Consider the following 24,003-nt stretch of genomic DNA (forward strand, 5'->3'; position numbering starts at 1 on the left):
GCGTATTCGTCCCATTTGAACAAGCGCTTGACCCACTTACCGATGGAGTATGGAATCGAAACCTACCGATCGGAAAGTTACGGTGACGGAGGTTTGGCGCGATTTTGAGTCGATACGCCACCGAAACGGGCTCTTCCTGATTGACGGTGCGTAGAACGGGTTCTACCGGGCACAAGATGTAGGTCGGGTTCGGCGGCGGCGAGCCGGGGATGCGGGCGGGTCCTGTGGTGTGAAGATGAAAGCCCCTACACCTCATCACTCACACCGACAGGACCCTCGTTGCAGCGTAGCGCCATTGCCGACACGATTTGCCGCACGATCGAACTCGGGGTGACGATCACCGATGCCGCTCTCGACGGCGAGGATCGCACACACCTGTTCTGCGAGGTCTTGGCCCCGAAGAGTAGCTGCCCGAGGTGCGAGCGGGCGGGTCGGTTGCGTGATCATGTCGATCGTGAGGTGGCAGATCTACCGATCGTGGGCCATCCGACCCGGTTGCATCTGAGGGTGCCGCGCTACGCCTGCGAGAACGGCGCGTGTGGTCAGGGCATCTTTCGCGCCGACATCTCGGCGATCGTCGCGCCGCGCGCGGCGGTGACGCGCCGCACGATCGCGTGGATTCTTCGGCGGATGATTCTGGACAAGATGAGCGTCTCTGCGGTCGCCGCGTCGGTCGGGTTGGGCTGGAACACCGTGAATGCCCTCGCGTTGCAGGCGGCGCGTACGGTGGCTTCGGCGCCTGGCCGACTCGACGGTGTCAGGGTTCTCGGTGTTGATGAGCACAAGTGGAAACATGTTCGCGGCAATGGTGATTCGAGTTTCGTGACCGTGCTGGTCGACCTCACACCGATTGTGGATGGGACCGGGTCGGCGCGCTTGCTGGATATGGTGGGCGGCCGGTCCAAAGCGGCGTTGAAGGACTGGCTCGATGCCCGCGATGACTCCTTTCGGGACCGGATCCGGGTGGTCACCATGGACGGATTCACCGGGTATCGCACCGCGACCGCCGAGGCATTGGATAAGGCGCGGGCGGTGATGGACCCGTTCCACGTGGTCCATCTGGCCGCCGAGAAGCTCACAGTGTGTCGTCAACGCGTGCAACACGATACGTGTGGGCACCGCGGCCGCACGGGTGATCCGCTCTACGGTATCCGCCGACCACTGCTGACCCGGATCGCGTTGCTGACAGACAAGCAGAAGGCCCGGCTACGTAGCGGGTTGGAGGCTCACGAGGAGCACGTGGCCGTCTCGGTCACCTACGCGATCTACCAAGAGCTGATCAACGCCTACGGCCAGGAGAACAAGCGTGACGGCAAGATCGCGATGTACAAGCTGCTCAAACGGATTCATACCGGCGTTCCGTCCGGGCTGGCAGAGTTGGCCCAACTCGGCCGATCATTATGGGCGCGGCGTGCCGAGATCTTGGCCTACTTCGACACCGGCGCCTCCAACGGACCCGTCGAAGCGATCAACGGCCGCCTGGAACACCTCCGCGGGATCGCGTTGGGCTTCCGCAACCTCAACCACTACATCTTGCGGTCACTCATCCACTCCGGCGGCCTCGCACAACACCTCGACGCACTCTGAATCAGGAAGAGCCCCGAAACGTTGCATCAACGTTGCTAATGGCCATTGTTTTCGCGGGTTTGATGGACGACCGTCCCACTGAATTCCATTGTTCGTATTAACGCAGTGGTGTGAGCTGGACTTTTGTGACATCGGTCGATGGCGAAAGAAGTATTCGTGACAAGTCCCCGGGAATAATGGAGACATTGTCGAGACGGATATGTAATCTCTGTCTCGAGCCGCCGCACAGGTGGGAGCAGGCGCTCACATCGAATCTTTCCCCCACGAACGAAGGAGTTCCCATGAGCTTTGGAATTGGCGATGCAATCGAAGGTGCCGTCACCGACGCGATCACCGAAGCGATCCTCGGTGTGTTCACCGGCTCGCTCGAGAGCGGTTCCGACACGCCGGAGTAGTCCGACCAGTCTTTTCGAATCGCCTCACGGCCCCGGCTGTGAGGCGATTCGTGTTGAGCGGGGCCGAACAGTCGTCAGCGTGGAGTCCGGGCGGTTGAATGATCCGCGGTGCGTGTCCGCCCGGCAGCCCGACACGATACGGTCCATCTGACAAGACAAGACCCATGCCCGCCCCGGGGCCTGTCGGGGACTCGACGAGGAGGAATGCATGAACCAGCGTCTGCGCAGGTGCGGCGCCGCGATCGCGGTCGCTCTGGGCATCGGGCTCACGCTGTCGGCCACCGGCACCGCCGGCATGGCAGCCGCGGCGCCGAGTCTCGTGACCGCGGGTTCGCCCACCGAACGGGTCACCGACATCGTCGTGCATTCCGATGCGATGAACAAAGACATCCCGCTGACGGTGATCAAGCCGGCCGACGAGTCCAAGCCACGTGGGGTCCTCTATCTCCTCAACGGCGCGGGCGGCGGCGAGGACGGCGCCAACTGGCTGGCGAAGACCGACATCGTCGAGTTCACCAAGAACAAGAACCTCTACGTCGTCATCCCCAACCAGGGGCAGTTCAGCTACTACACCGACTGGGAGAAGCCCGACCCCGAGCTCGGCGTCCACAAGTGGTCGACGTTCCTGGGCAAGGAACTGCCTCCGGTCTTCGACGCGAACTTCAACACCTCCGGGCGCAACGCGATCGGTGGCATCTCCTCGTCGGGAACCTCGGTCCTGAACCTCGCGATCGAGCATCCGGGTCTTTACGAGGCAGTCGGTTCCTACAGCGGCTGCCCGACCACCGCCGACCCGTTCGGCCAGAACAGCATCCGGCTGGTCGTCGAGGTCCGCGGCGGCGGCGACGCCAGGAACATGTGGGGCCCGTACAACGGACCCGGCTGGCGTAAGCACGATCCGGTCATCAACGCCCACAAGCTGCGTGGCACCAAGCTGTACATCTCCAATGCGACCGGCCTGCCCGGGCAGTACGACAACCCGGCGTACGTGAAGAAGACCGACACCCTCGCCGATCAGATCCTGGTCGGTGGCGCCATCGAGGGCGGCACCATGACCTGCACCCTGCAGCTGGTGAACCGGCTGCAGCAGTTGAACATCCCGGCGACGGTCGACCTGCCGCCCACCGGCACCCACTCCTGGGGCTACTGGCAGGACCAGCTGCACCGCTCGTGGTCGTTCTACGAGCGGGCCCTGAACTAGTCGAAGTTCCGAACTAGTTGAAGATCACGGTCTTCCGGCCGTGAACGAGGACGCGGTCCTCGAGGTGCCAGCGCAGTCCGCGGGACAGGACCAGCGTCTCGATGTCGCGTCCCTGACGCACCATGTCGGTCACCGAGTCGCTGTGATCGACCCGGATCACGTCCTGTTCGATGATCGGTCCGGCGTCGAGATCGGCGGTGACGTAGTGGCACGTCGCACCGACCAGCTTGACGCCCCGGGCGAATGCCTGGTGGTACGGGCGGGCCCCGATGAAGCTCGGCAGGAAGCTGTGGTGAATGTTGATCGCGCGGCCGGCCCAGGCGTCGCACAGTTGCGGCGGCAGGATCTGCATGAACCGCGCGAGGACCACGGCGTCGGGCCGATAACCGTCGACGATCCGGGCGAGTTCGGCGAAGGCCTCGGCCTTGCGCTCACCGAACGGGACGTGGTGGAACGGGATCTCGAAACGCGTTGCCAGCTCTTCGAGTTGGGGATGGTTGCCGACAACGGCCCGGATGGTCGCCGGTAGCTCGCCGCGATGCGCACGACCCAGAAGGTCGATGAGGCAGTGGGTTTCCTTGCTCACCAGCAGCACCACGGACTTGGTGTCACGGGTGTCGGTGAGGCGCCACTCGGTCTCGGGGCCGAGCTCGGCGGCGACCTCCGCGGCGAAGCGTGCGCGGAGTTCATCCGCGGTGAACGACACCTCGTCGGCGCGGATCGCCTGCCGGGTGAAGAACCAGCCGGTGTCGTCGTCGGAGTGGTACGCGGCCTCGGTGATCCAGCCCCCGACATCGGTCAGGAAGGTCGAGATGCGGGCGACGATGCCCGTGCGGTCGGGGCAGCCGAGCGTCAGCACATAGCGATGCTCGGTCTGGTCGGTCGGGGTCAGCTGTCCGCTTGTCACGCCCCTCAGTGTGCCAAGCTCGTCGATGTGACGAACACGGACCTGCGGCGTAGCGACGTCGCCGCCATCATCGACCACACACTTCTGAAGCCCGAGGCCACCCGTGCCGACGCGGAGGCCACCGTCGCCGAGGCCGCCCGTCTCGGCGTGTTCGCGGTGTGCCTGTCGCCGTCGATGCTCCCGATCGACACCGGTGAGCAGCGGACCTGCGTGGTCGCCGGTTTTCCCTCGGGCAAGCACCACTCGCTGGTCAAGGCCGCCGAGGCCCGGCTGGCGGTGGATTCCGGGGCGCATGAGGTCGACATGGTGATCGACGTCGGCGCCGCGGTCGACGGCCGATACGACGAGGTGTTCGCCGACGTCCTGACCGTGCGTGAGGCGGTCGGGGATTCGACACTGCTCAAGGTGATCATCGAGTCGGCAGCGCTCCTGCAGATCGCCGGTCCGGACACGGTCACCGAGGTGTGCCGCCGTGCCGAGCAGGCCGGCGCGGGAATGGTGAAGACGTCGACCGGTTTTCATCCCGCAGGTGGCGCGAGCGTCGAGGCGGTGCGGCTGATGCGCGCCGCGGTCGGCGACCGCGTCGGGGTGAAGGCGAGCGGCGGCATCCGGACGGCCGGGTTCGCCGCCGAACTCATCGCGGCCGGCGCGACGCGGCTGGGCCTGTCGTCATCGGCGACTGTGCTCGACGGCTTTCCCGAGTAGCACGTCGGCCATCACGAGGTCGGCGTTGATCGCCGCGCCCGCCGAGACCCCTTCGCCCATCGCGACGGTGACCACCGCGTTGAGCGTGGTGTTGTTCCCCGCCGCCCAGACGCCCGGAACCGCGGTCGCGCCCATCGGCCCGGTCTCGATGACGCCGCCCATCGGGGTCTGCGACAGCGTGCCGCCGAGGCGCTCGTAGAGGTCTCCGCGCACCAGGAATCTCGGTGCGACGACGACGGCATCGGCCTGCAGGACCGTGCCGTTGGAGAGCTCGACTCCGTCGAGACGAGCTGTACCGGCGTCGTCGCGGGTGCGGACCCGCTCGACGGTCTCGTCGATGACGGACACCCCGGCGGCGGCCAGGTTCGCGCGGTCCTCGGCGACAATGGCATCCCCGGCATGCGCGACCAGGGTGACGTCGCCGGAGAGTTGCGCGAACAACAGTGCCTGATGGGCCGACATCGGGCTCGTCGCCAGCACCACGACGCGCGAACCGCGGGCCTCGTAGCCGTGACAGTACGGACAGTGCAGCGCGTCGCGTCCCCAGAGTTCGGCGACGCCGGGGATCTCGGGCAGTTCGTCGACGAGGCCCGTCGCGAGCAGGAGACGTCGCGCCCGGACCGTGCCGCCCGACGCCAGGGTCAGGGTGAACCGATCGTCCTCCCGGCGGGCGTCGACGACGGTGCCGGAGCGGACTTCGCCGCCGTAGCCGCGGACCTCGTCGCGTCCCCGTGACAGCAACTCGAGTGGGGAGATGCCCTCCTGACCGAGCACGTTGTGTGCGCCCTCGGCCGGTGCGTTGCGCGGTTCACCGCCGTCGATGACGACGACCGAACGCAGTGAACGGGCAAGTGTCGTCGCGGCGCTCAACCCCGCGGCGCCGCCGCCGACGACGGCGACGTCGTGATCGGTGGCCGGCCGGGCGATCCACAGCCGGCGTCCGGCGGTCAGGGTGAGATCGGCGCGTCGATGCAGCGACGCGGGATCATCGGGGTCGATGAGGGAATCGAGAAGTGCCACATCCGAATCGGAGAGCACATCGGCCAGCCGGTGCCGGAACTGGCTGAACCAGTGGACCGCGTACCGGGCGATGGTCTCGTTGGGTCCGGTGCGTGCGATGCGGATCGTGTCGCGGTGGACGACGTCGAAGCCTGCCTCGCCGAGGGTTTCGGTCCAGTCGGCGAGCGCCTCCCATCCGGCACCGGCCGCGGCCTGGTGGCAGCGGTCCTCGAGCGTGCCCAGGGCCGAGTCGGCATCGGGCGCGAAGCGAGGGAGGCCGTCCATCTCGACGATCGCGACGACGCCGCCCGGAGCGAGCGCGGACGCGGCCTCGCGCAGGAGAGCCGCGGGGTCGGCGACATGGTGCAGCGACAACGCGGCCCAGATGACGTCGGGGGAGTGCAGCGGTGGCAGACCGTCGTCGAGGTCGGCCACCACGGTGGTGGTTCGCGACTCGAATCCGCCGGCGCGGGCCCGTTCGCCGACGCGAGTGATCATCTCCGCGGAGCTGTCGACCGCGATGAGGTGGGTTGCACCGAACCGGCGGGCGAGGGCCTCGGTGCCGGTGCCGGTTCCTGCGCCGAGGTCGACGATCCGTTGCGGTGCCCGTCCGAGATGTCGGGTGATCACGGTGGCCGCGTCGTCGATGTAGCTGCCGAGGAGTTCGGCATCGAGGTCGAGCGCCGACGCCAAGTGGTCGTGGTCATGGTCGTGTCCATGGGAGCGGGAATGCGAGTGGGTCATGGCGTCGACGGTAGCGCACCCATGCTCGATGGGCATATATTCTTGCCTATGACGCAAGAACTCGACGCGGTGGTCCGGCAGCGCATTCGTGGTCTCCGGCTGGCCAAGGGCTGGACCCTCGATGCGTTGGCCGCGCGGTGCTACCTCTCCCCGTCGACGCTGAGCCGTATCGAGACCGGTCACCGCCGGGTCGCGCTGGACCAGCTGGTCCCGATCGCACGGGCGCTGGGAACGACACTGGATCAGCTCGTGGAACCCGCCGATGACACCGACGTCGTGATCCGTCCCCAGCCGCACACCGCCGAGGGGATGACGATATGGCTGCTGTCCCGGGAGAACAGCCCGCAGGGGGTGACGGTCGCGAAGATGCGCTTCGAGCGTGAACAACCGCTCGGGGACCTGCGGGTTCACCCCGGTCGGGAATGGTTCACGGTGCTTTCCGGGACGGTGCGGCTCCTGCTCGGCGACCGCGCGATCATCGTCCCGGAGGGGGATGCGGCGGAATTCTCGACAATGATCCCGCATGCGATCTGCGCTCACGACGGCCCGGCCGAGGTGCTGTCGATCATGGACCACGCGGGCGAGCGCGCCCACATGCCGTCCGCGACGACCGCCGCCGACGATCCGCAACCGTGAGTCGTCAGCTCCGCGAACGACAACCGCAGATCGGTAGGCTTGTTCGGGTGATGACTTCTCAGGCCCCGGTGAACCGACGTGCTGTGCTCGCCGCGGCCGGGGTCGGCGTACTCGGGGTCGCGATCGCGGCGTGTACGGGTTCCGGTTCCGGCCCGGGCGACGACAAACCTGCCGAGCCGAAGGTCCAACTGACCTTCACCCCTCCGCTCGACGGTGAGGCGCCCAGTCCGATCGCCGAGATCGGCGTGCAGGCCGAGGGCGGCACGCTCAACCCGGACGTGAAGCTGACGAACCCCCGTGGGCGGGTGGTGAACGGGCGATTGTCGGAGGACCGGACGAGCTACACCATCGCCGAGCCCCTGGGATACGGCACCGAATACACCTGGAGCGGGACGGCCATCGGGACCGACGGCAAGACCGAGCCGGTCGCCGGGAGCTTCACCACCCTCGAACCGTCGAGCCAGCTGAACGTCGTGGTCAACATCGGCGATGGTCAGGAGGTTGGTATCGCCGCGCCGATCATCCTGAAGTTCAACGGAACCGTCGAGGACAAGGAAGCGGTGGAGCGGGCGCTCACCGTCACGACCACGCCGCCCACCGAGGGGTCGTGGGCGTGGCTCGGCGAGGACAACGGTTCACGTGTCCACTGGCGTCCCCGCGAGTACTGGGCACCCGGCACCAGAGTCCACATGGACGCCAAGCTGTACGGCCTCGATCACGGTGGCGGCGCCTTTGGGGCCGCGGACGTGACGAGCGACTTCTCAATCGGCCGCGCGCAGGTCGTGAGGGCCGTCGAGTCCTCGCACCGCATCGACGTGCTGCGTGACGGCGTCGAACTGATGTCGTTGCCCTGCAGCTACGGCGGCGGCGACCTCGACCGCAACGTCACCCGTTCCGGCATCCACGTGGTCACCGAGAAGTACGAAGAGTTCTTCATGAGCAACCCGGCGGCCGGTTACTTCAACATCCGGGAACGCTGGGCCGTGCGCATCTCCAACAACGGCGAGTTCATCCACGCCAACCCCGAGACGGTCAACGTCCAGGGCACGGCGAACGTCACCAACGGGTGCATCAACCTGTCCGAGGCCGACGCCGAACGTTACTTCCGGGTGGCCGTCTACGGTGACCCGGTCGAGGTCTCGGGTACGCGAATCCCGTTGTCGGAGGCCGACGGTGACATCTACGACTGGATCTTCGACTGGGAGACCTGGCAGGGCATGTCGGCGATCAAGGGTGAGGTGACGGAGTCGTCGGTGCCGGCGACGCCGAGCGGCGCCCCGACCTCCAACGTTCCCGCACCCCGCTAGCCGGTCTTGATGTTCCGGCGAGCCGACGCCTGATCGCGCGGCATGAGGACGATCTGGTCGAGGTTCACGTGCGGCGGCCGTGACGCGACGAAGCCGACGACCTCGGCGACGTCATCCGCGGTCAGCGGGGTCAGGCCCTGGTAGACGGCGTCAGCGCGTTCCTTGTCGCCCTCGAACCGCACGAGGGAGAAGTCGGTCTCGACCATGCCCGGGCAGATCTCGGTGAGACGCACCGGCTTGCCGAGGAGTTCGTATCGCAGAGTGCGGTGGGTGACCGCCTGGGCGTGCTTGGCCGAGGTGTAGCCGGAGCCGTTGTCGTAGGCCTCCAGCGCTGCGATCGAGGTGATCGCGACGATCAGTCCGTCCCCGGATGCGATCAGTGCGGGGAGGAGGGCCTTCGTGATCCGCAGGCTGCCCAGGACGTTGGTCTCCCACATCCAGCGCCAGTCGTCGAGGTTCGCGGTGGACACCGGGTCGAGGCCCTTGGCGCCGCCGGCGTTGTTCACGAGCACGTTCACGCGGTCCAGGCCTTCGACGAACGCGGCGACCGAGTCCTCGTCGGTGACGTCGAGCTGCTTTCCGGTTCCTCCGATCTCGGCGGCGAGCGCCTCGACGCGATCGACGCGTCGTGCGCCGAGCACCACGTGGTAGCCCTGCTCCGCCAGTTGGCGAGCAGTGGCGGCACCGATCCCGGAACTCGCGCCGGTGACGACGGCGATCGGTCGCTGGTCGGTGGTCTGGGCGGTGGCGTCGGTGGCGGTGTCAGGGCTCATGGGCCCACCTTACGATGCGTGCCAACCTCGCCCATGACACCGCCGGAAGCCTCGGCGTGCACTCGCGCACTGCTACATTCGTCCCATGCGTGGGGGAGTGATCCCGGCGGCGCTGCAACTGACGTCCACTCCGGCGGCCGCGGTGTTGCACGCGATCCGGGTCGGTGGGCCGGTGACCAGGGATCAGCTCGCCTCGACGACCGGGCTGTCCGCCGCGACGATCAACCGTCAGGTCCATGCGCTCGCCGCCCACGGTCTCATCACCGAACGTCCCGATCTCGTGGGGCCGAAAACCATTGGCAGGCCGAAGAACCCGCTGACCATCGACCGGGATTCGCTGTGCGTCGCGGGACTGCACATCGGTGCGCGGCGCGCGGTCCTGGTCATCGCGGATCTCGGTGGACGCACCCTGCACAGCCATGCCGTGCTCACCCCGTCGGGTGACCACCAGGAGGCGATCGAGCAACTGTGCACGCAGCTCGCCGAACTCGCCGGCCGGTTCGGCGGACGCCGTCTGCTGTGGGGCGGTGTGGCGCTCGGCGGTGCGGTGGACGCGGAGACGGGTGTGGTGGATCACCGGGTTCTCGGGTGGCACCAACTTCCGGTGGGCGAAACCCTTGCGGACCGACTCGACACCCCGGTGTCGGTGTGTGAGCACGTGGAGGCGATGGCCGCCGCGGAACTCCTGCTGGCCGGATCGCGCGACGAATCAGGCACCGGACTGTTCTTCTACGCACGCGAGACCGCCGGTATGGCAATGACTCTCGAAGGCCGGGTCCACGTCCCCGAGCGAGGGGCCGGGACCATCGCGCATCTGCCCGTGTCCGCGCCGGTGCTCGCCCCGGGACACACCCGGGTGCGGCTGCAGAACGTCATCGGCGACGCCGCCGCACAGGCGGCAGCCCACCGCCTCGGCATCGATCCGGACTCGTCGCGCATCGTCGACGAACGCGCGCGGGTCCTCGGGGAGGCGGTCGCGATGATCCGCGACGTGATCAACCCGGACACGATCGTCGTCGCCGGCGACGCGTTCTCGGCGCACCCGCACGGACTTGCCCCGGTGCAGGCGTCGTTCGACGAGGCGTCGACGCTCGACCGGCCGCTGGAGATCGCGCCGTCGAGATTCGGTGTGCACGTTCAGGAGAGCGCCGCGGTCGTGGTCGCCCTCAGCGTCATCTACGCCGATCCGATCGCCGCTGTCGCCACACTCTGAAACGGCATGTCGTTCGCGTGCGGCACCGCCGTATGTGCCGGGCGGGAAGTCATCACCTACGGTGGGGACATGACCCTGCCCCGCGATGTGTCCGCCCGACTCGAGGTGAGCATCGACGACCCGACCGAACTCGAGATGCAGATCACGGTGGCGAAGCTGCCCGGCCTGCAACTGCAGGAGGAACTCAAGATCGAGCTGGGCGGCAGTCCGGTCGCCGTGGAGGAGCTCGTCGCCGATCACGGATCGCGAATCCACCGGATGCAGCTCGACCGCGGACTGCTGACGATCGACTACACCGCCGAGATCCTCACCCCCGCGGACCCGATCCCGGTGGAGAGCACCGACCGGTCGCGATACCTGCGCCCCAGCCGATACGCCGAGTGCGACAAGTTCTTCGGATTCGTGGCCGGCCAGTTCAATCTGTCGCTGCCCGAAGAGGAGCTCCTCAACCAGGTGGTGGCCTTCGTCGAGCATCGGCTCAACTACCTGCCCGGGGCGAGCGATCCCATCGACGGTGCGGTCGACGCCCTGCTCGCCGGGGCGGGTGTGTGCCGCGACTACGCGCATCTCGTCGTGGCGCTCCTGCGGGCGCTGAACATCCCCGCCCGGCTCGTCGCCGTATACGCGCCGGGGTGCTCCCCGATGGACTTCCACGCCGTCGCCGAGGCGATCATCGACGGCGAATGGGTGGTCGTCGACGCGACGCGTCTGGCGCCGCGGCAATCGCTCGTGCGGATCGCCACCGGGCGCGACGCCGCGGACACCGCATTCCTCGACAACCACCGCGGCACGATCACGCTCAACAACTACGAGGTGACCGCGACCGTTCGCGGTGCGCTGCCCTACGACGACTCGACCGCCCGGGTCATGATCGGCTGAACCGGCTCAGGCGTCGAGCGCGGCTCGGCGTTCGGTGGCCACGTAGTCGAGGACGGCTGCGACGTCGTCGGTGTCCTCGATGCGGAATCCGGCTGCGGTGGCACCGTCGCCGACCTTGATGCCGATGTCGCCGGCCTCGGGCCGCAGGTGTGCGAAGGCTTTCTCGTCGGTCACGTCGTCGCCGAGGTAGATGACTACGTCGCAGTCGAGCCGTACCCGCAGGGTGTCGAGCGCGTGCCCCTTGCTGGTCTCGATGACCGCGAGTTCGAGCACGCTCTTGCCCTCGGTGGAATGCACGCCGTCCCAGGAGCCGGGGCCGGTCCGCGCGCCTTCGAGTGCCGTCACGGCGTCGTCGGGATCGGCGTTGCGCACATGCAACACGGCGCTCGCCGGTTTGGTCTCGACCGTCGAACCCGGGAAACGAGCCGAGATGTCACGCAGTTCGTCGACGATCCGGACGAGCAGGGCGCGTGCGGCGTCGGTCACCTCGACCGCGAACCCGGTGTCGAACTCGCTGCCGTGGCTCCCGACCAGCGTCACCGGTGCACCCAGGCCGGAAAGGCTTGCGAGCACGGCGAGTTCACGACCCGAGATGACCGCGACCTCGGTGTCGGGCAGTGCTGCGGCCACTTCGAGTGCGGTGATCGACGCCGGGTTCGGGACCGCGTCCTCCGGGCGCGACACGATCGGCGACACGCATCCGTCGTAATCCGACGCGACCAGCAGCCGACGAGCACGTGCGGCCGCGCCGAGAGCGGCCCGCAGGTCCACGGGAATCCCGTTGTCGCTCATGTGTTGTCGAGGGAGTCTTCGACCAGGTGCACACCACGGTTGGGTTCCAACTCGGTCTCGGAGTTCTCGCTGAGCGTGCCGAGGAAGCTGCGTGCCCACTTGTCGACGTCGTGGGTGAGCACCTGACGACGCAGTGCCCGCATGCGGCGGCGGCCCTCGTGTTCGCTTTGGTTCACCGCGGCCTCGATGGCGTCCTTGACTCCGTCGAGGTCGTAGGGATTGGCCTGATATGCCGAGCGCAGTTCGGCTGCGGCACCGGTGAATTCGCTGAGAACCAGAGCGCCGCCGAGATCGCTGCGGCAGGCGACGTACTCCTTGGCCACGAGGTTCATGCCGTCGCGCAGCGGGGTCACCAGCATCACGTCGGCGGCCACGAAGAAGGCGATCAGCTCGTCGCGCGGCACCGGACGGTGCAGATACTGGACGACCGGGCGGCTCACCGTGTGGCTGTGGTTGCCGTTGATGTTGCCGACCAGCTGCTCGATCCCGGCTCGCATCCGCTTGTAGCTCTCGACGCGTTCGCGGCTCGGCGTGGCGAGCTGGATCATCACCGTCTCGGAAGCGTCGAGCCGTTCCTCGTCGAGCAACTCCGAGATCGCCTTGAGGCGGACGTCGATGCCCTTGGTGTAGTCGAGCCGGTCGATGCCGAGCATGATCGTCTTGGGATTGCCGAGTTCCCGGCGGATCTCGGCGGCCCGGTCACGGATCTTCTTGGTCTTGGCCTTGGCCGCGAGTTCGCCGGAGTCGATCGAGATGGGGAACGCGCCCACGCGCACCGTGCGGAAACCGACCTGCACCACGCCGAAGCGGGAGCGGACGCCGACGGTGCCCTTGCTGGTGGCCTGGCCGGCCAGCCGGCGGGCGAGGAAGAGGAAGTTCTGTGCGCCGCCAGGGAGGTGGAACCCGATCAGGTCGGCGCCCAGGAGGCCTTCGACGATCTCGGTCCGCCACGGCATCTGCATGAACAGTTCCACCGGCGGGAACGGGATGTGCAGGAAGAAGCCGATCTTCACGTCCGGCCGCAGCATGCGCAGCATCTTCGGGACCAGCTGCAGCTGGTAATCCTGCACCCACACGACAGCACCCTCGCCGGCCGCCCGCGACGCGGCCTCGGCGAACCGACGGTTCACCTCGACGTAGGTGTTCCACCATTCGCGGTGGTACTCGGGTTTGACGATCACGTCGTGATACAGCGGCCACAGGGTGGCGTTGGAGAAGCCCTCGTAGTATTCGGCGATCTCCTGGGTGGACAGCGGCACCGCGTGGATGTCGATGCCCTCGATGTCCGGGGGATTGTCGTCGGAATCGGGGATACCCGACCATCCGACCCAGGCGCCGGTGTTGGCGCGCAGGATCGGTTCGAGGGCGGTCACGAGACCGCCGGGACTCCGCTTCCAGTTGATCGTGCCGTCGGGCAGGATCTCCTTGTCGACGGGGAGACGGTTGGCGACGACGACGAACTCTGCGCCATCGTGCGGGGCAGCCCGGTTCGGCCCCTCTCCGGACGCGTTGTCTCGGATGGGGTCGGTCCCGGTTCCAGCCGGTCGCGGCGTCACCGGATCAGGCGTTCTCGCCCGGTGCGATCCCCAGCATTGCGAGCAGCATCCGGCATTCGTCGGCGTCGGTGGCGTAGGCGGCCACGACGCGTCGCGCCGAATTGGCGGTCTCGTCGGCTACCGGTTCCAGTTCTTCGTCGGCGATGTCGGTGGTCTTCGCGGGCATGTGAGTCCCCTCGTAGTGCGTGCGGTGTCGCGGTGTGGCTCGAGGCCGTGCGGGCTGGAGCGGCCGATGGGTGGCGCGCCCGATTCGCCATTCTACCCGGGTCGCGGGGGTGCTCAGAACCGCCGCGGTGGCGGCGGCCAACGACGGTTCTGACGGATCGCCCGGCCCTCGCGTGCCTCGCGCTGGGCGAGGAGTCGACGCCGCAGACTCCAGTTGGGTCGCGGAGCTAGCTGGGGGCGGCGCAGCGACCGGGCGACGAACTCACCGAGGGTGACGCCGGCCGCGAGCGCGCAGCCGATGGCGAGGGCGTTGGCGATCCAGGTGAAGCCGCTGAGCGTCTGTTCGCTGAGGATGCCGTACAGGCCGCGGTAGACCGCGAGACCCGGGAGGAGCGGGGTGATGCCGGCGACCGCGACGACGAGCGGCGGCGTCAGCGCACGACGGGCCAGGAGGCCGCCGACCAGGCCGACGAAGGCCGCGGCGAGACCGTTGGCGATGACGTCGCCGATCGAGGTGAAGGTTGCCGACGCCGCGACCGCGGTGCCGATCAGGCCGCCGAGGAAGGCGACGCCGAGCGCGCGTGTCTCGGCGTAACTGGCCAGTGCGTAGGCGCAGGCGGCGACGGCGCCCGCGGCCACCCGTACCGGCAACTCGACCGCCTCGAAGCTGGTCGAGGTGGTGATCGTGGGCAGGAAGATGCCGCCCGCCTCGAGCAGTCGGATGGCGATACCGACGCCGGCGATGATGCCGCCGGTCATGAGCAGGAGTTCGAAGAACCGGGCGACGCCGGTGATCGGGGCGCCGGTGATGGCGTCCTGCACCGAACCGACGAGCGACAGCCCCGAGAGCAGGACGACGATGCCCGCGGCGATGACCTGTGAGGGTGCGATCTCCACGCCGAGTCTCTCGGCCGCGCCGAAGACGAGGGCCGCGGGGACGACGGCGATGAATCCGCCGGAGAGCTGTTGGAAGAAGACGGGCGTACCGATCCGGTTGAGGTTCCGGTTGACCAGGACGATGGCGACCGTGGTGACGAAGGCCAGCGCGGCGACCAGGTACTGGCCACCGAGCAGGACGGAGATGCCCGACGCCATCGCGCCCCAGGCGACCGTCGCGACCCAGTGCGGGTACGGGTGTGGGGCGGTGATGATTTCGTCGACCATGCGGTGAGCGGTCGAGGGCGTGATGCCGGAGTCGCGGATGCGCCGGACGAGCCGATCCACCTGGGCGAGCCGGGTGAAGTCCATCGAGCGGTAGTAGACCTGCTCCATCGTGGTGATGGGCGGGAGCGTCGCGCCGCGACGTGCGCTGACGACGATCGTGTTGTAGGTGACGTCGACGTCCACGTCCTCGAGGCCGTAAACACCTGCGACGAACTTGATCTGGGTCTGCGTGTCGATCGCACCGGTACCGGAGTCGAGCAGCACGGCGCCGATCTTGGTGGCGAGGTCGAGGACCTCGGTGATCGCCGCGACGTCGAACGGTTCGATCGGCTTGCGCGGCGACACCATGATGCTGCCGGGCTCGATCGTGTCGATCGTCGCCTGCCGGGTTCCGGTGAGTCGACGAAGCGCGCGGCCGAGGAACTCGCGCACCCATGCCTCCTTTGTCAGTCGAGCATTCGCGTTCGGTCGGGAGTCGTCGATCATCGGTGACTGCCGCTTCGATCTTGGCACCGAATCGATCTCAGATGTGAACTACCCGGACACGGCCGATGTCACGCTGCGTGCGGCGTGCCCGCCGCCCTCTAGGATCGCGGCATGTCATCAGTGCAGATCAACGGTCCCCTCGACGGTCACACCCGCAGTGCGGCAGTGGCCCCCGGCAGTCTCGTCTTCACCGCGGGTGCCGCGCCGATCGACGAACAGGGCGCCACCGTCGCCCCGGGGAACGTCAGCGAACAGGCACGGCAGTGCATGGTGAACCTGGAGGCGGCGCTGGCCGAGGCCGGGGCGTCGTTGTCCGACGTCGCCAAGGTGACCGTCTTCGTCGCCGAACACCTGCAGGCCGACCTCGTGGTCGCCTGGGATGCGGTGACGGCGGCCTTCGGCGATCACAAGCCGGCCGGCAGTCTGCTCGGCGTCTCGGTCCTCGCCTACGACGACCAGCTGGTGGAGATCGAGGCGGTCGCCGCGATCCCGGGCTGACCGGGTCCGCTGGGGCAGGCGCATGCGCGGTGGCTATACTCGCGCACGCACGCCTCCTTAGCTCAGTGGTAGAGCACTCGCCTTGTAAGCGAGCGGTCGTCAGTTCAATCCTGACAGGGGGCTCCACGAGGGCCCCGGCCCGCGGGGGGAGCCAGATGACGAACGGTCACACCGGACCCGAGAGTCGATGGCCCCGCCCGCCTGCGCGACACCGACACCGACGCCGCACGAGGTGGTGGCTGGTGGGTTTCGTCGCGGCGGTGGCCCTGCTGGGGCTGGTCGAGCAGTTGCGGCACTCGGGCGCCGGGTCCGAGGTCAAGGAATCCTCGATCGGTCAGATCGTCGCGCACACACCGGACGGCGACCGGGTGGTGTCCTTTCGGGTCATCACCCATGTCGGCGCATTCGGCCGTCCCGCCGAGAAGACGAATCACGACCTGGTCACCGTCCGGCCCGAACCGACGATGTGTGTCTATCGCCTGGAGATGGTCACCAGATGACGGCGAGTCCGGCAGCGAGCAGCGACAAGGCGCCGGCCGTCCAGAACAGCGCCCGCGGAACCGGTTCGCCGGTGCGCTTCTGACGGGCACTGCCGATGCCCAGGATCGCGCCGAGCACGAGCAGGATCACCAGCTTGATGCCGATCTTCGGGTAGTTGAGATCGATTCCGGCGGGCCACGGTGCCGCCAGTGCCAGGCCGGTGAGCAGCGAGAGCAGGATGCCGTAGTCCATGGCCCGGGTGAAGCGGAACTCGCGGGCGACCACCTGTGAGAACCAGGCACCGAACGTCACGGCGAAGCCGACGATGTGCAGCAGAATTACGACGTTGCGTAGTACATCCATGGCCGTACTCTACCCAGCCGGTGCCCGACATTCCCGCCGCGGGGAACGCGTGCCCGGAAACGGGTTCTCGGTGCACGATGTATGGATGGAACACGACGAACCGGGTACCTCGGCCGTGGCCGAGGCGGCCTCGGCATCATCGGCCGCGGACCCGCTCGCGCGTACCGCCCTCGGCACCTACCGCGGAATCGCCGGTGAGCGCGCCGACGTGTGGCGCGGCATCCGGTACGCGAGACCTCCGCTGGGTGAACTGAGATGGCGTCGCGCCCAGCCGTTGCTCCCCAACCGTGGCGCTGCCGACGGCGACGGAAGCTCCGACACCGTCATCGACGCCTCCTCCTTCGGGGCCGTCTGCCCCCAGGAACTCAATCCCGCGGTCCGGCTCGGTCCGGATGTCGTGATGGACGAGGACTGTCTCTACCTCAACGTGTGGACGCCGCCGGGTGCCTCGACACACGCACACGACGCTGTCGCACTGCCGGTCATGGTCTGGCTCCACGGCGGGGCATACGTACTCGGCTCCGGCAGTCAGCCCTACTACGACGGCGCGGCGCTCGCCTCCACCGGCGACGTGGTGATCGTGACGCTGAACTACCGGCTCGGTGTCCTCGGGTTCGCCGACCTCTCGTCGATCGATCCCCGCTTCGAGTCGAACGTCGGGCTCAGCGACGTCCTCACCGCGCTGGCATGGGTCCGCGACCACATCTCGGCCTTCGGCGGAGACCCCGACAAGGTGACAGTGTTCGGCGAGTCGGCGGGCGCCGGCCTCGTCACCGCGCTGCTGACGGTGCCCGCGGCCGAGGGGATGTTCGGCCGGGCCATCGCCCAGAGTTCCCCGGTGACGTCGATGTACGGCTCCGACCGGGCCGCCCGCGTCGCGCGCATGTTGCTCGACGCCGCCGGGATCGAGGACCCGGGCGACTCGGCGGAAGTGGTGAAACGACTCGAATCCCTCGACGCCGCACGGTGTTCGACGCTCACCACCGAGCTGTTCGAGAAGGTGCCCACCGAATCTCCCGGCACCATCGCCTTCGCGCCGGTCGTCGACGGCGACCTGCTGCCCGACCATCCCCTCGACGTCATCCGTAACGGCCGGGCACTGCCCGTACCGCTGATCATCGGGACCAACCGCGACGAGGCGAACCTCTTCAAGTACATGAAGTCGCCGCTCATGCCGATCACCGCCGAGGAGATCGAGCGGATGTTCGCCGGCATGCGCGAGGAGTACCCCGACATCGTGTTACCCGAACGCGCACAGGTGCTTTCGGCGTACTCGGGCCTGCGTCCCAAGGTCACCGGGCTCGGCGTGGCCCGCGACGTCGCGTTCCGCATGCCGACGCTGTGGCTCGCCGACGCCCACGCCCGCCGGGCTCCTGTCTACGTGTACCGCTACGACTGGACCACCAGGATGTTCCGGCTGCTGGGTCTCGGTGCCGCACATGCCACCGAGGTGCCCTACGTGTGGGGGAACCTGGGTTCGGGTCCGCGCGACATCACCTTCCTGCTCGGCGGACGCAAGCACGGAGAAGCCGTGTCGCAGAGGTTGATCCGCCGGTGGACATCGTTCGCGCACGGTCGCGCACCCGATACCGGATCACCCGGCGACGAGTGGCCGACCTACGACACCGGCCGCCGTCCGGTGTTGCGCATCGACGCCGAGGACCGGGTGGTCCAGAACCTCGACGGCGACCTCTGGGAGGCGTGGGGCGACGAGGTGCTCAGCTTCCGCTGACCGTTGCGTCGCAATCGCTTCGGAGGTAGGCGCGGGGCAGGTACGTCGACCGTTGTTCCTCGGTCATGGGAGTCGAGGTCCCGCAGATCCATTCGCGGGCGTCGGGCACGTCCAGGGTGTGCACGTAGACGTTGCCGGTGGTGTCGCCACCGGCGATGATCTCGTCGTCGGCGGGGAGCCGGACCGGCACCTGCCACGTCGTGGTGGTGTCGGTGGAGTCGAGCAGTGTTCCCACCGCCTGTCGATCACCGAGCGTGCCGTCGTCGGCGAGCGCGAAGCTGATCAGGTCGTGCGTGGAAGTACCGACGGCGATCCGGTTGGGCGACATCGACAGCGTGTTGGCGAACATGTCCTCGTGGCGGTCGATCAGTTCGGGTTCACCGTCGGTGTGCGTCGCCGGCAGTCGCCAGGTGGACAGGTCACGGGCCGCCACGACGAGGACCTCTCCGCCGTCGTCGAAGGCCGCCTGCGTGACGGGAGCGTCATCGGAGATCACCGTCACCGGGTCGGGGTTCCCGGACTCCAGGTCGTAGAGGTACACCCGCTTGTCGTCGGAGGTCACCGCGACGCGGGAGCCGTCGGGGCTGAAGGCGACGCTGCGGATGAGGTCGGCGGGACCGCGCAGGGAAGCGCCGATCCGCCTCGGCGAGGTGGGATCGGCGGTGTTCCACAGCGCGATCGTGGTGTCGGTGTCGCCGGTCGCGAGGACGTCGCCGGTGGGCGCGAAGGCGACCGGGAACGAGTACCGCGTCGAGACGGGCAACCGGGCCGCTGCCCGCGGGGCGTCCGGGTCGCCGATGTCCCACAGTTCCACGAGGCCGCCGTTGTTGTTGGCCGTCGCCGCGAGGGTGCCGCGTTCGTTCACCGAGACGCGCGGGTGGTCGTTGACCCGACGCTGGATGGGAGTGCGGGAGCGCAACGACATCTCGCCGTCGTCGAGGGTCCACACGTTCAGGGTGGTGTCCGAGCCGACGGTCGCGAGGATGCGCTGCGCCGGATCGGTGGCCACCCCGCTGATCGTGCCGCCGCGGTCGGGGACCGAACGGTCCGGCAACGACCAGACGTCGATCGTCCCGTCGGAACGCCCGGACACCAGGCGGTCACCGGTCGGGTCGAAGGTGGCCGAGAAGGTGCGGACCGACCCTTGCTCCGATGCGGTCTGCAGCGCCCACTGGGCCGTGGGTGAAGCCGGGTTGGTCGTGTTCCAGACCCGCACCATGCCGTCGGCGCGGGCCGAGGCGACCTGCGAACCGGTCGGGTCGAAGGCGATGGACCAGGAGCCCGCGGTCGCGGTCGGGAGAGAGGTGCTGAGCGGCCGCGGGGACAGCGGCTTGCTCACATCCCAGAGCTGCGCGTTCGGGCTGTCGCCGGTGACGGCCAGGGAGCGGCTGTCGGGACTGAACGCGACCGCGTGCGTGATGCTGGGGAACCCGGTGACGGGTTCGCCGAGCGGCGCGGGGTCCGGTCCGGTGGTCCACAGCCGCACGACGCGGTCGTCCCCGCCGCTCGCGAGCAGCCGCCCGTCGGGGCTGAAGGACAGTGTTCGTGCGGCGGCGCTGTGGCCCCGGAGCACGGCGGTCTGGAGCAGGGTCCCCGTCGGCGACACCGCGAACACGGTGATCGAACCGTCGTCCGACGACGCGGCGAGTGTCCGCCCGTCCGCGGAGAAGCGGGCCATGTAGACGGTGCCGCGGCCGAGTGATGCGGTCTCCCGCAGCGCCGGCCGGCGGGGATCGGAGAGGTCCCACATCCGGACCGCACCGTCACCGCTCGAGGAGGCCAGCAACGGTCGGTTGGGGTGGAAGGCGGTGGAGGTGACGTAGTTGCCGAAACCGTGCAGGGTCGCCACCTCGCGATACTGCGGGGTGGCGTCGGTGCTCTCCCAGACGCGGACCGTGCGGTCGCCGCTCGCCGAGGCGAGATAGCGGCCCGTCCGGTCGAACGCCAGGTCGTAGACCGGTCCGGTATGGCCGGTGACCTGCGTCGCGAGCGGGCTGGTGGCCGCGCCACGCAGATGACCGACGACCGTCGGATCGTCGGGGTAGAGCTGATGGGCGACGAGCAGGAGACGCGCGGCCAGCGACGGGTTGGAGTGCTCCATGCTGTCGATGTGGGACAGCAGGGCCGCGCGTTCGGCGGCGTTGCGCTGTTGTCGCAGGTCGTGCGCCTGCCGGAACCCGAAGACCGCGATGATCGATGCCGCGATCGCGAGGATCACGATGACCGAGACGGCGCCCAGTTGCAGCAACCGGCGGCGTCGCTGCATCGCGACCGCTGAGTCGAGGAACTCGTCGTTCTCCCGGCTCAGCAGGTGGACGTAGTTGCTGCGCAGTGCTTCGCGGTGGCTCTTGGCGTCGTCGAGTCGCGAACCGGTGTAGAGGAACGAGCGGCTGCGGCCGTTGGCCACCCACGACTGGGTGTCGGCGTCGAGTTGCTGCCACCAGACGTGGGTGTCGGAGTCGTCGGCGATCCACGTGGCGAGTCGCGGCCACGCGGTCAGCACCACGTCGTGCACGAGCATCACCGACTCCGCGGACACCGTCAGCAATCGGGCCTGCGCGAACTCGTCGATGACGGTCGAGACCTCGGGAGGGAAGCGGCTGCCGATGGTCGAGGTCGACAACGGCACCCGCAGCGCGATCCCGGCCGGACCGACGTGGACCAGCGACAGCAGGACCGCGCGGGCGAGGTCGCGCTGTTCGGGGGCGATGGCCTCCCAGGCGGCTTCCGCGGTGTCCGCGACGGCGCGTGCGATGCCGCCGGTCGCGCGATACCCGGACAGCGTCATGCGGTTGCCGGAGCGGCGTGCCCAGGTCGCCTGCAGGACGTGGGCCAGCAGCGGCAGCCGGCCGGCGCGGTCACCGACCGTCGACGCCTCGTAGAGGTCGGTGATCATCACGTCGGCGAGGCCGGCTTCGATGCGTCCGCCGGCGAGGCGAACCGGGGCGGTGATGACCTCGCGGAGCTGGGTACGCGTCATCTCCGAGACGATCACGCAGCGGTGCTGCCAGGCATCCGCCAGCACCGGGTACTTCACACACTGGCTGAAGAAGTCCGCGCGTATGCCGACCACCACGACGGTGTCGGCGGCGAGTTCCTCGACCTCGCGCATCGTCGTCGCCCGCAGTTCGTCTTCGAGCGAGAAGACGTTCTCGAACTGGTCGATGACGATGACCGCGTCGTTCTCGCCGTCGACCGGCGGCGCGATGGAGAGACCGTCCGGGATGATCTCGGCGAGACGCGGGGTCGAGATCCGCGGATCGCGGGCCAGGCCGGCACGCAGCAACGACGACTTGCCCGACCCCGACACCCCGGTGACGACGACGAGCCGGGAGGCCGGCGACAGTGGCGCGGACTCCGAGCCGGCGGCGAGGATCGTGTCGACAAGCGTGCCGACGAGGTCGTCGCGTCCGAAGTAGAGCTCACTGTCGGCGGCGGTGAGGGTCGCCAGTCCGGCGTAGGGGCGGGCGTGCTGGGCGGGCGGCTCCGGGGTCCCGGGCGCGTCCTGGCTCAGATGGCTGTCCCACAGTTCTTTCCACCGGGGAATCGTGAGGACGTCGGTGACGCCTGCGGCCACCGCGCGGGATGTCAGCCAGACGAGGAGAGGCTCGACGGTCGCGAAGTCGCGGGGGAGATGGCGGCCGTTGCGCCAGTCGCTGATCCGTTGCGCGGAGACCTTGGCCCGGGCCGCCGACGCCCGGAGGGTAGGGCGCCCCGCTTGCACGAAAAGGCGCGCGAGCGCTTCACCAAAATCCACTCACCCGACTCCACGCTCAGACCGCACGACTGATCGACCGATCCATCATGCGACAGGTGACCCCGGTGCGCCACCGTCGGAGGGCAAAGGTGGCGACGGACACGTCCGGATCCGGATTCGGATGTGTCCGGTCCGGATAGTCCGTTTGCCGCCTGACCTCGGTGTTCGCCCCTCGATCCGGAACGGGGCTGTACTCCGGACGCGGGGTGGGGTCTCCTGGGTGGGCGTTCCTGACGGGGGTCGGGAGCGTAAGGATGCGTTGGTCGCAGGACACACGGAGGTGTTCTCAGGCACTGCCCGTCGGGGGCTGTGTGTCGTCCGGCCCACGCAACCGGGCGGGTGCCGGAACACCGGGTCGATGGGGGTCGGCCGGACGCCGGCACCCGCTTCCCCTCTTCTTCCTCTCCCGGCTTCAACCGCCTCGTCGGCTCACTAGGATCGCGGCATGCCAGTGCGCCCCCGGATCACCGACACCACGCGCCGGTCCCGGCTGATGCGCCGCATGCACCTCGACGCCGCGTCGCGAGCAGGGTCCGCCGTCGACGTTGCCGCGACGATGGTCGGTCTCCACGCCACCACCCCGTCGACGGTCTACCTGTCCGCGTGGGCGCGCGTCGACGGTCTGGCCCGCGCCGACATCGACACCGCGCTCTACGACGACCGGACCCTCGTCAAACACCTCGCGATGCGCCGAACCCTCTTCGCCTTCCCCCGCGACGTCCTCGCCGAGGCGATCGGTGCGCTCGGGCCCCGGATCTCTGCCTCCGAGCGCACCAACATGCTTCGCGATCTCCGCCGCAGTCCCGACGTCGACGACCCGGAGGGCTGGATCGAGACCGCGCGGGACGCGGTCCTCACCGAACTCGCCGGCGGTGAATCGCTCACGTCGACCGAGCTCCGCGCCCGGCTGCCCGTCCTGGAGGGCTCGATCACCTTCGGCGAGGGCAAGTCGTGGGCGGGGAAGAGCCATTTCGGACCGCGAGTGCTGAACATGCTCGACGCTTCCGGAGACATCGTCCGCGGACCCAACCGATTCGACTGGCACCTGTCCCGTCCGGCGTGGACGTCGATGAAGGTGTGGCTCGGCGAGACCCCGGACGCGCCGAGTGTGCACGACGGCCACCGGGCGCTCGTCCAACGCTGGCTGCGCACCTATGGACCGGGGACCGAGACCGATCTCGTGTGGTGGCTCGGTTCCACCAAGACCGCGGTGCGAGCCGCCCTCGCCGACCTCGGCACCGTCGAGGTCGAACTGGACGGCGGCGGCGTCGGACACGTGCTGCCCGACGACCTCCCCGGCGAGGCCGATGACGAGGCCGGCGACCAGGACTGCGAACCGCAGGCGGTTCTGCTGCCCGAACTCGACCCCACCACGATGGGGTTCAAGGAGCGCGGCTTCTACCTCGGCGATCACGGTCCCGAGATCTTCGACTCCGTCGGCAACGGCGGCCAGACCGCGTGGTGGGACGGCCGGATCGTCGGCGGCTGGTATCGCCGGGATGACAACTCGATCGCGATCCACCCGCTCGAGCCCCTGCCCGCCGACGCCCGGAGGAAACTCGGCGCGCGGGCCGAGGAGCTCGCGGCGTGGCTCGGCGACGGCTCCATGAAGATCGGGTACGCCGCGCCGTACATGCGGCGGCGTTGAGTCGAGGCGATGAGTT

General features: G+C 68.5%; 20 protein-coding genes and 1 tRNA gene. 12 read left to right on the forward strand and 9 right to left on the reverse strand.

The annotated features are described in order from the left end of the window. Positions 1–279: 279 nt before the first annotated feature. Both GKZ92_RS03420 and GKZ92_RS03425 read left to right on the forward strand, forming a co-directional pair. On the forward strand, positions 280–1,587 hold the full coding sequence (locus tag GKZ92_RS03420; protein ID WP_006358292.1) for an ISL3 family transposase: 1,308 nt from the start codon (positions 280–282) through the stop codon (positions 1,585–1,587). A gap of 603 nt (positions 1,588–2,190) precedes the next feature. Further along, the gene (locus tag GKZ92_RS03425; RefSeq protein WP_035752022.1) at positions 2,191–3,183 is read left to right on the forward strand and encodes an alpha/beta hydrolase; all 993 of its coding nucleotides are present in this window, start codon (positions 2,191–2,193) and stop codon (positions 3,181–3,183) included. A 13-nt stretch (positions 3,184–3,196) separates the two neighbouring features. Here the strand turns inward: GKZ92_RS03425 and purU are convergent, their stop codons facing one another. Beyond that, complete coding sequence (gene purU, locus GKZ92_RS03430; protein ID WP_042376885.1) at positions 3,197–4,090, reverse strand: formyltetrahydrofolate deformylase; 894 nt, start codon at positions 4,088–4,090, stop codon at positions 3,197–3,199. Between purU and deoC the strand changes: the two genes are divergently transcribed. After that, positions 4,049–4,795, forward strand: a complete 747-nt coding sequence (deoC, locus tag GKZ92_RS03435) for a deoxyribose-phosphate aldolase (RefSeq protein WP_006358354.1) — start codon at positions 4,049–4,051, stop codon at positions 4,793–4,795. The genes purU and deoC overlap by 42 nt on opposite strands. Here the strand turns inward: deoC and GKZ92_RS23925 are convergent. Then, positions 4,760–6,538 carry an FAD-dependent oxidoreductase gene (locus GKZ92_RS23925; protein ID WP_306302396.1) on the reverse strand — a complete coding sequence of 593 codons (1,779 nt, stop codon included), beginning with the start codon at positions 6,536–6,538 and terminating at the stop codon, positions 4,760–4,762. The genes deoC and GKZ92_RS23925 overlap by 36 nt on opposite strands. A gap of 48 nt (positions 6,539–6,586) precedes the next feature. On the opposite strand from GKZ92_RS23925, the gene GKZ92_RS03445 reads away from it, so the two are divergent. Both GKZ92_RS03445 and GKZ92_RS03450 read left to right on the forward strand, forming a co-directional pair. Then, the gene (locus tag GKZ92_RS03445) at positions 6,587–7,174 is read left to right on the forward strand and encodes a helix-turn-helix domain-containing protein (protein ID WP_005200248.1); all 588 of its coding nucleotides are present in this window, start codon (positions 6,587–6,589) and stop codon (positions 7,172–7,174) included. A 50-nt stretch (positions 7,175–7,224) separates the two neighbouring features. Further along, on the forward strand, positions 7,225–8,481 hold the full coding sequence (locus tag GKZ92_RS03450) for a L,D-transpeptidase (protein WP_035752020.1): 1,257 nt from the start codon (positions 7,225–7,227) through the stop codon (positions 8,479–8,481). Here GKZ92_RS03450 and GKZ92_RS03455 read toward each other — a convergent pair. After that, entirely contained in the window at positions 8,478–9,254 is a 777-nt protein-coding gene (locus GKZ92_RS03455) for an SDR family NAD(P)-dependent oxidoreductase (RefSeq protein WP_035752019.1), read from the reverse strand. The genes GKZ92_RS03450 and GKZ92_RS03455 overlap by 4 nt on opposite strands. An 85-nt stretch (positions 9,255–9,339) precedes the next feature. Here GKZ92_RS03455 and GKZ92_RS03460 point away from each other — a divergent pair, with 85 nt between their 5' ends. Both GKZ92_RS03460 and GKZ92_RS03465 read left to right on the forward strand, forming a co-directional pair. Further along, positions 9,340–10,467: an ROK family transcriptional regulator gene (locus tag GKZ92_RS03460; RefSeq protein WP_035752017.1), complete on the forward strand. Its 1,128-nt coding sequence runs from the start codon at positions 9,340–9,342 to the stop codon at positions 10,465–10,467. A 69-nt stretch (positions 10,468–10,536) separates the two neighbouring features. Beyond that, on the forward strand, positions 10,537–11,346 hold the full coding sequence (locus tag GKZ92_RS03465; protein WP_035752111.1) for a transglutaminase-like domain-containing protein: 810 nt from the start codon (positions 10,537–10,539) through the stop codon (positions 11,344–11,346). Between the two features lie 6 nt (positions 11,347–11,352). Here GKZ92_RS03465 and otsB read toward each other — a convergent pair whose 3' ends face one another. The 4 genes from otsB to GKZ92_RS03480 all read right to left on the reverse strand — a co-directional run bounded on the left by otsB (position 11,353) and on the right by GKZ92_RS03480 (position 15,455). After that, positions 11,353–12,138 carry a trehalose-phosphatase gene (gene otsB / locus GKZ92_RS03470; RefSeq protein ID WP_005200239.1) on the reverse strand — a complete coding sequence of 262 codons (786 nt, stop codon included), beginning with the start codon at positions 12,136–12,138 and terminating at the stop codon, positions 11,353–11,355. Next, positions 12,135–13,694 carry an alpha,alpha-trehalose-phosphate synthase (UDP-forming) gene (locus GKZ92_RS03475; protein ID WP_005200237.1) on the reverse strand — a complete coding sequence of 520 codons (1,560 nt, stop codon included), beginning with the start codon at positions 13,692–13,694 and terminating at the stop codon, positions 12,135–12,137. Before GKZ92_RS03475 ends, otsB begins: the two co-directional genes overlap by 4 nt. Positions 13,695–13,698: 4 nt before the next feature. Continuing rightward, positions 13,699–13,860, reverse strand: coding sequence for a hypothetical protein (locus GKZ92_RS23540; protein ID WP_005200235.1), 162 nt, complete (start codon positions 13,858–13,860; stop codon positions 13,699–13,701). Between the two features lie 113 nt (positions 13,861–13,973). Next, positions 13,974–15,455 carry a threonine/serine ThrE exporter family protein gene (locus GKZ92_RS03480; protein ID WP_035752109.1) on the reverse strand — a complete coding sequence of 494 codons (1,482 nt, stop codon included), beginning with the start codon at positions 15,453–15,455 and terminating at the stop codon, positions 13,974–13,976. A 165-nt stretch (positions 15,456–15,620) separates the two neighbouring features. Between GKZ92_RS03480 and GKZ92_RS03485 the strand changes: the two genes are divergently transcribed. The 3 genes from GKZ92_RS03485 (at position 15,621) to GKZ92_RS03495 (ending at position 16,507) form a co-directional block, all read left to right on the forward strand. Beyond that, the gene (locus tag GKZ92_RS03485; protein WP_035752015.1) at positions 15,621–16,007 is read left to right on the forward strand and encodes a RidA family protein; all 387 of its coding nucleotides are present in this window, start codon (positions 15,621–15,623) and stop codon (positions 16,005–16,007) included. 51 nt (positions 16,008–16,058) lie between these two features. Next, positions 16,059–16,133, forward strand: a tRNA-Thr gene (locus GKZ92_RS03490). A gap of 116 nt (positions 16,134–16,249) precedes the next feature. After that, positions 16,250–16,507: a hypothetical protein gene (locus GKZ92_RS03495; RefSeq protein WP_006358364.1), complete on the forward strand. Its 258-nt coding sequence runs from the start codon at positions 16,250–16,252 to the stop codon at positions 16,505–16,507. Here GKZ92_RS03495 and GKZ92_RS03500 read toward each other — a convergent pair. After that, a complete protein-coding gene (locus GKZ92_RS03500; protein WP_035752012.1) occupies positions 16,497–16,850 on the reverse strand; it encodes a hypothetical protein in 354 nt (117 codons plus the stop codon). The genes GKZ92_RS03495 and GKZ92_RS03500 overlap by 11 nt on opposite strands. An 85-nt stretch (positions 16,851–16,935) precedes the next feature. On the opposite strand from GKZ92_RS03500, the gene GKZ92_RS03505 reads away from it, so the two are divergent. Beyond that, entirely contained in the window at positions 16,936–18,582 is a 1,647-nt protein-coding gene (locus tag GKZ92_RS03505; RefSeq protein ID WP_196222025.1) for a carboxylesterase/lipase family protein, read from the forward strand. On the opposite strand, the gene GKZ92_RS03510 is transcribed toward GKZ92_RS03505, so the two are convergent. After that, positions 18,569–22,339 (reverse strand): WD40 repeat domain-containing protein, encoded by a 3,771-nt coding sequence (locus GKZ92_RS03510; protein WP_035752009.1) that lies wholly within the window; start codon positions 22,337–22,339, stop codon positions 18,569–18,571. The two genes, GKZ92_RS03505 and GKZ92_RS03510, sit on opposite strands and share 14 nt — an antisense overlap. Positions 22,340–22,784: 445 nt before the next feature. Between GKZ92_RS03510 and GKZ92_RS03515 the strand changes: the two genes are divergently transcribed. Next, complete coding sequence (locus GKZ92_RS03515; protein ID WP_155224985.1) at positions 22,785–23,987, forward strand: winged helix DNA-binding domain-containing protein; 1,203 nt, start codon at positions 22,785–22,787, stop codon at positions 23,985–23,987. Positions 23,988–24,003: the final 16 nt, after the last annotated feature.

Origin of the sequence: Gordonia sp. 135 (assembly GCF_009720185.1) — a bacterium.
In the GTDB taxonomy this organism is placed as follows: Bacteria; Actinomycetota; Actinomycetes; order Mycobacteriales; family Mycobacteriaceae; genus Gordonia; species Gordonia alkanivorans.

Bases quoted from the DNA above. Each gene is read 5' to 3' on its own strand.
- GKZ92_RS03425 (WP_035752022.1), top strand. From the start codon at position 2,191: ATGAACCAGCGTCTGCGCAGGTGCGGCGCCGCGATCGCGGTCGCTCTG.
- deoC (WP_006358354.1), top strand. From the start codon at position 4,049: ATGCTCGGTCTGGTCGGTCGGGGTCAGCTGTCCGCTTGTCACGCCCCT.
- GKZ92_RS23925 (WP_306302396.1), bottom strand. From the start codon at position 6,538: ATGACCCACTCGCATTCCCGCTCCCATGGACACGACCATGACCACGAC.
- GKZ92_RS03445 (WP_005200248.1), top strand. From the start codon at position 6,587: ATGACGCAAGAACTCGACGCGGTGGTCCGGCAGCGCATTCGTGGTCTC.
- GKZ92_RS03450 (WP_035752020.1), top strand. From the start codon at position 7,225: ATGACTTCTCAGGCCCCGGTGAACCGACGTGCTGTGCTCGCCGCGGCC.
- GKZ92_RS03455 (WP_035752019.1), bottom strand. From the start codon at position 9,254: ATGAGCCCTGACACCGCCACCGACGCCACCGCCCAGACCACCGACCAG.
- GKZ92_RS03460 (WP_035752017.1), top strand. From the start codon at position 9,340: ATGCGTGGGGGAGTGATCCCGGCGGCGCTGCAACTGACGTCCACTCCG.
- GKZ92_RS03465 (WP_035752111.1), top strand. From the start codon at position 10,537: ATGACCCTGCCCCGCGATGTGTCCGCCCGACTCGAGGTGAGCATCGAC.
- otsB (WP_005200239.1), bottom strand. From the start codon at position 12,138: ATGAGCGACAACGGGATTCCCGTGGACCTGCGGGCCGCTCTCGGCGCG.
- GKZ92_RS23540 (WP_005200235.1), bottom strand. From the start codon at position 13,860: ATGCCCGCGAAGACCACCGACATCGCCGACGAAGAACTGGAACCGGTA.
- GKZ92_RS03485 (WP_035752015.1), top strand. From the start codon at position 15,621: ATGTCATCAGTGCAGATCAACGGTCCCCTCGACGGTCACACCCGCAGT.
- GKZ92_RS03500 (WP_035752012.1), bottom strand. From the start codon at position 16,850: ATGGATGTACTACGCAACGTCGTAATTCTGCTGCACATCGTCGGCTTC.
- GKZ92_RS03505 (WP_196222025.1), top strand. From the start codon at position 16,936: ATGGAACACGACGAACCGGGTACCTCGGCCGTGGCCGAGGCGGCCTCG.
- GKZ92_RS03515 (WP_155224985.1), top strand. From the start codon at position 22,785: ATGCCAGTGCGCCCCCGGATCACCGACACCACGCGCCGGTCCCGGCTG.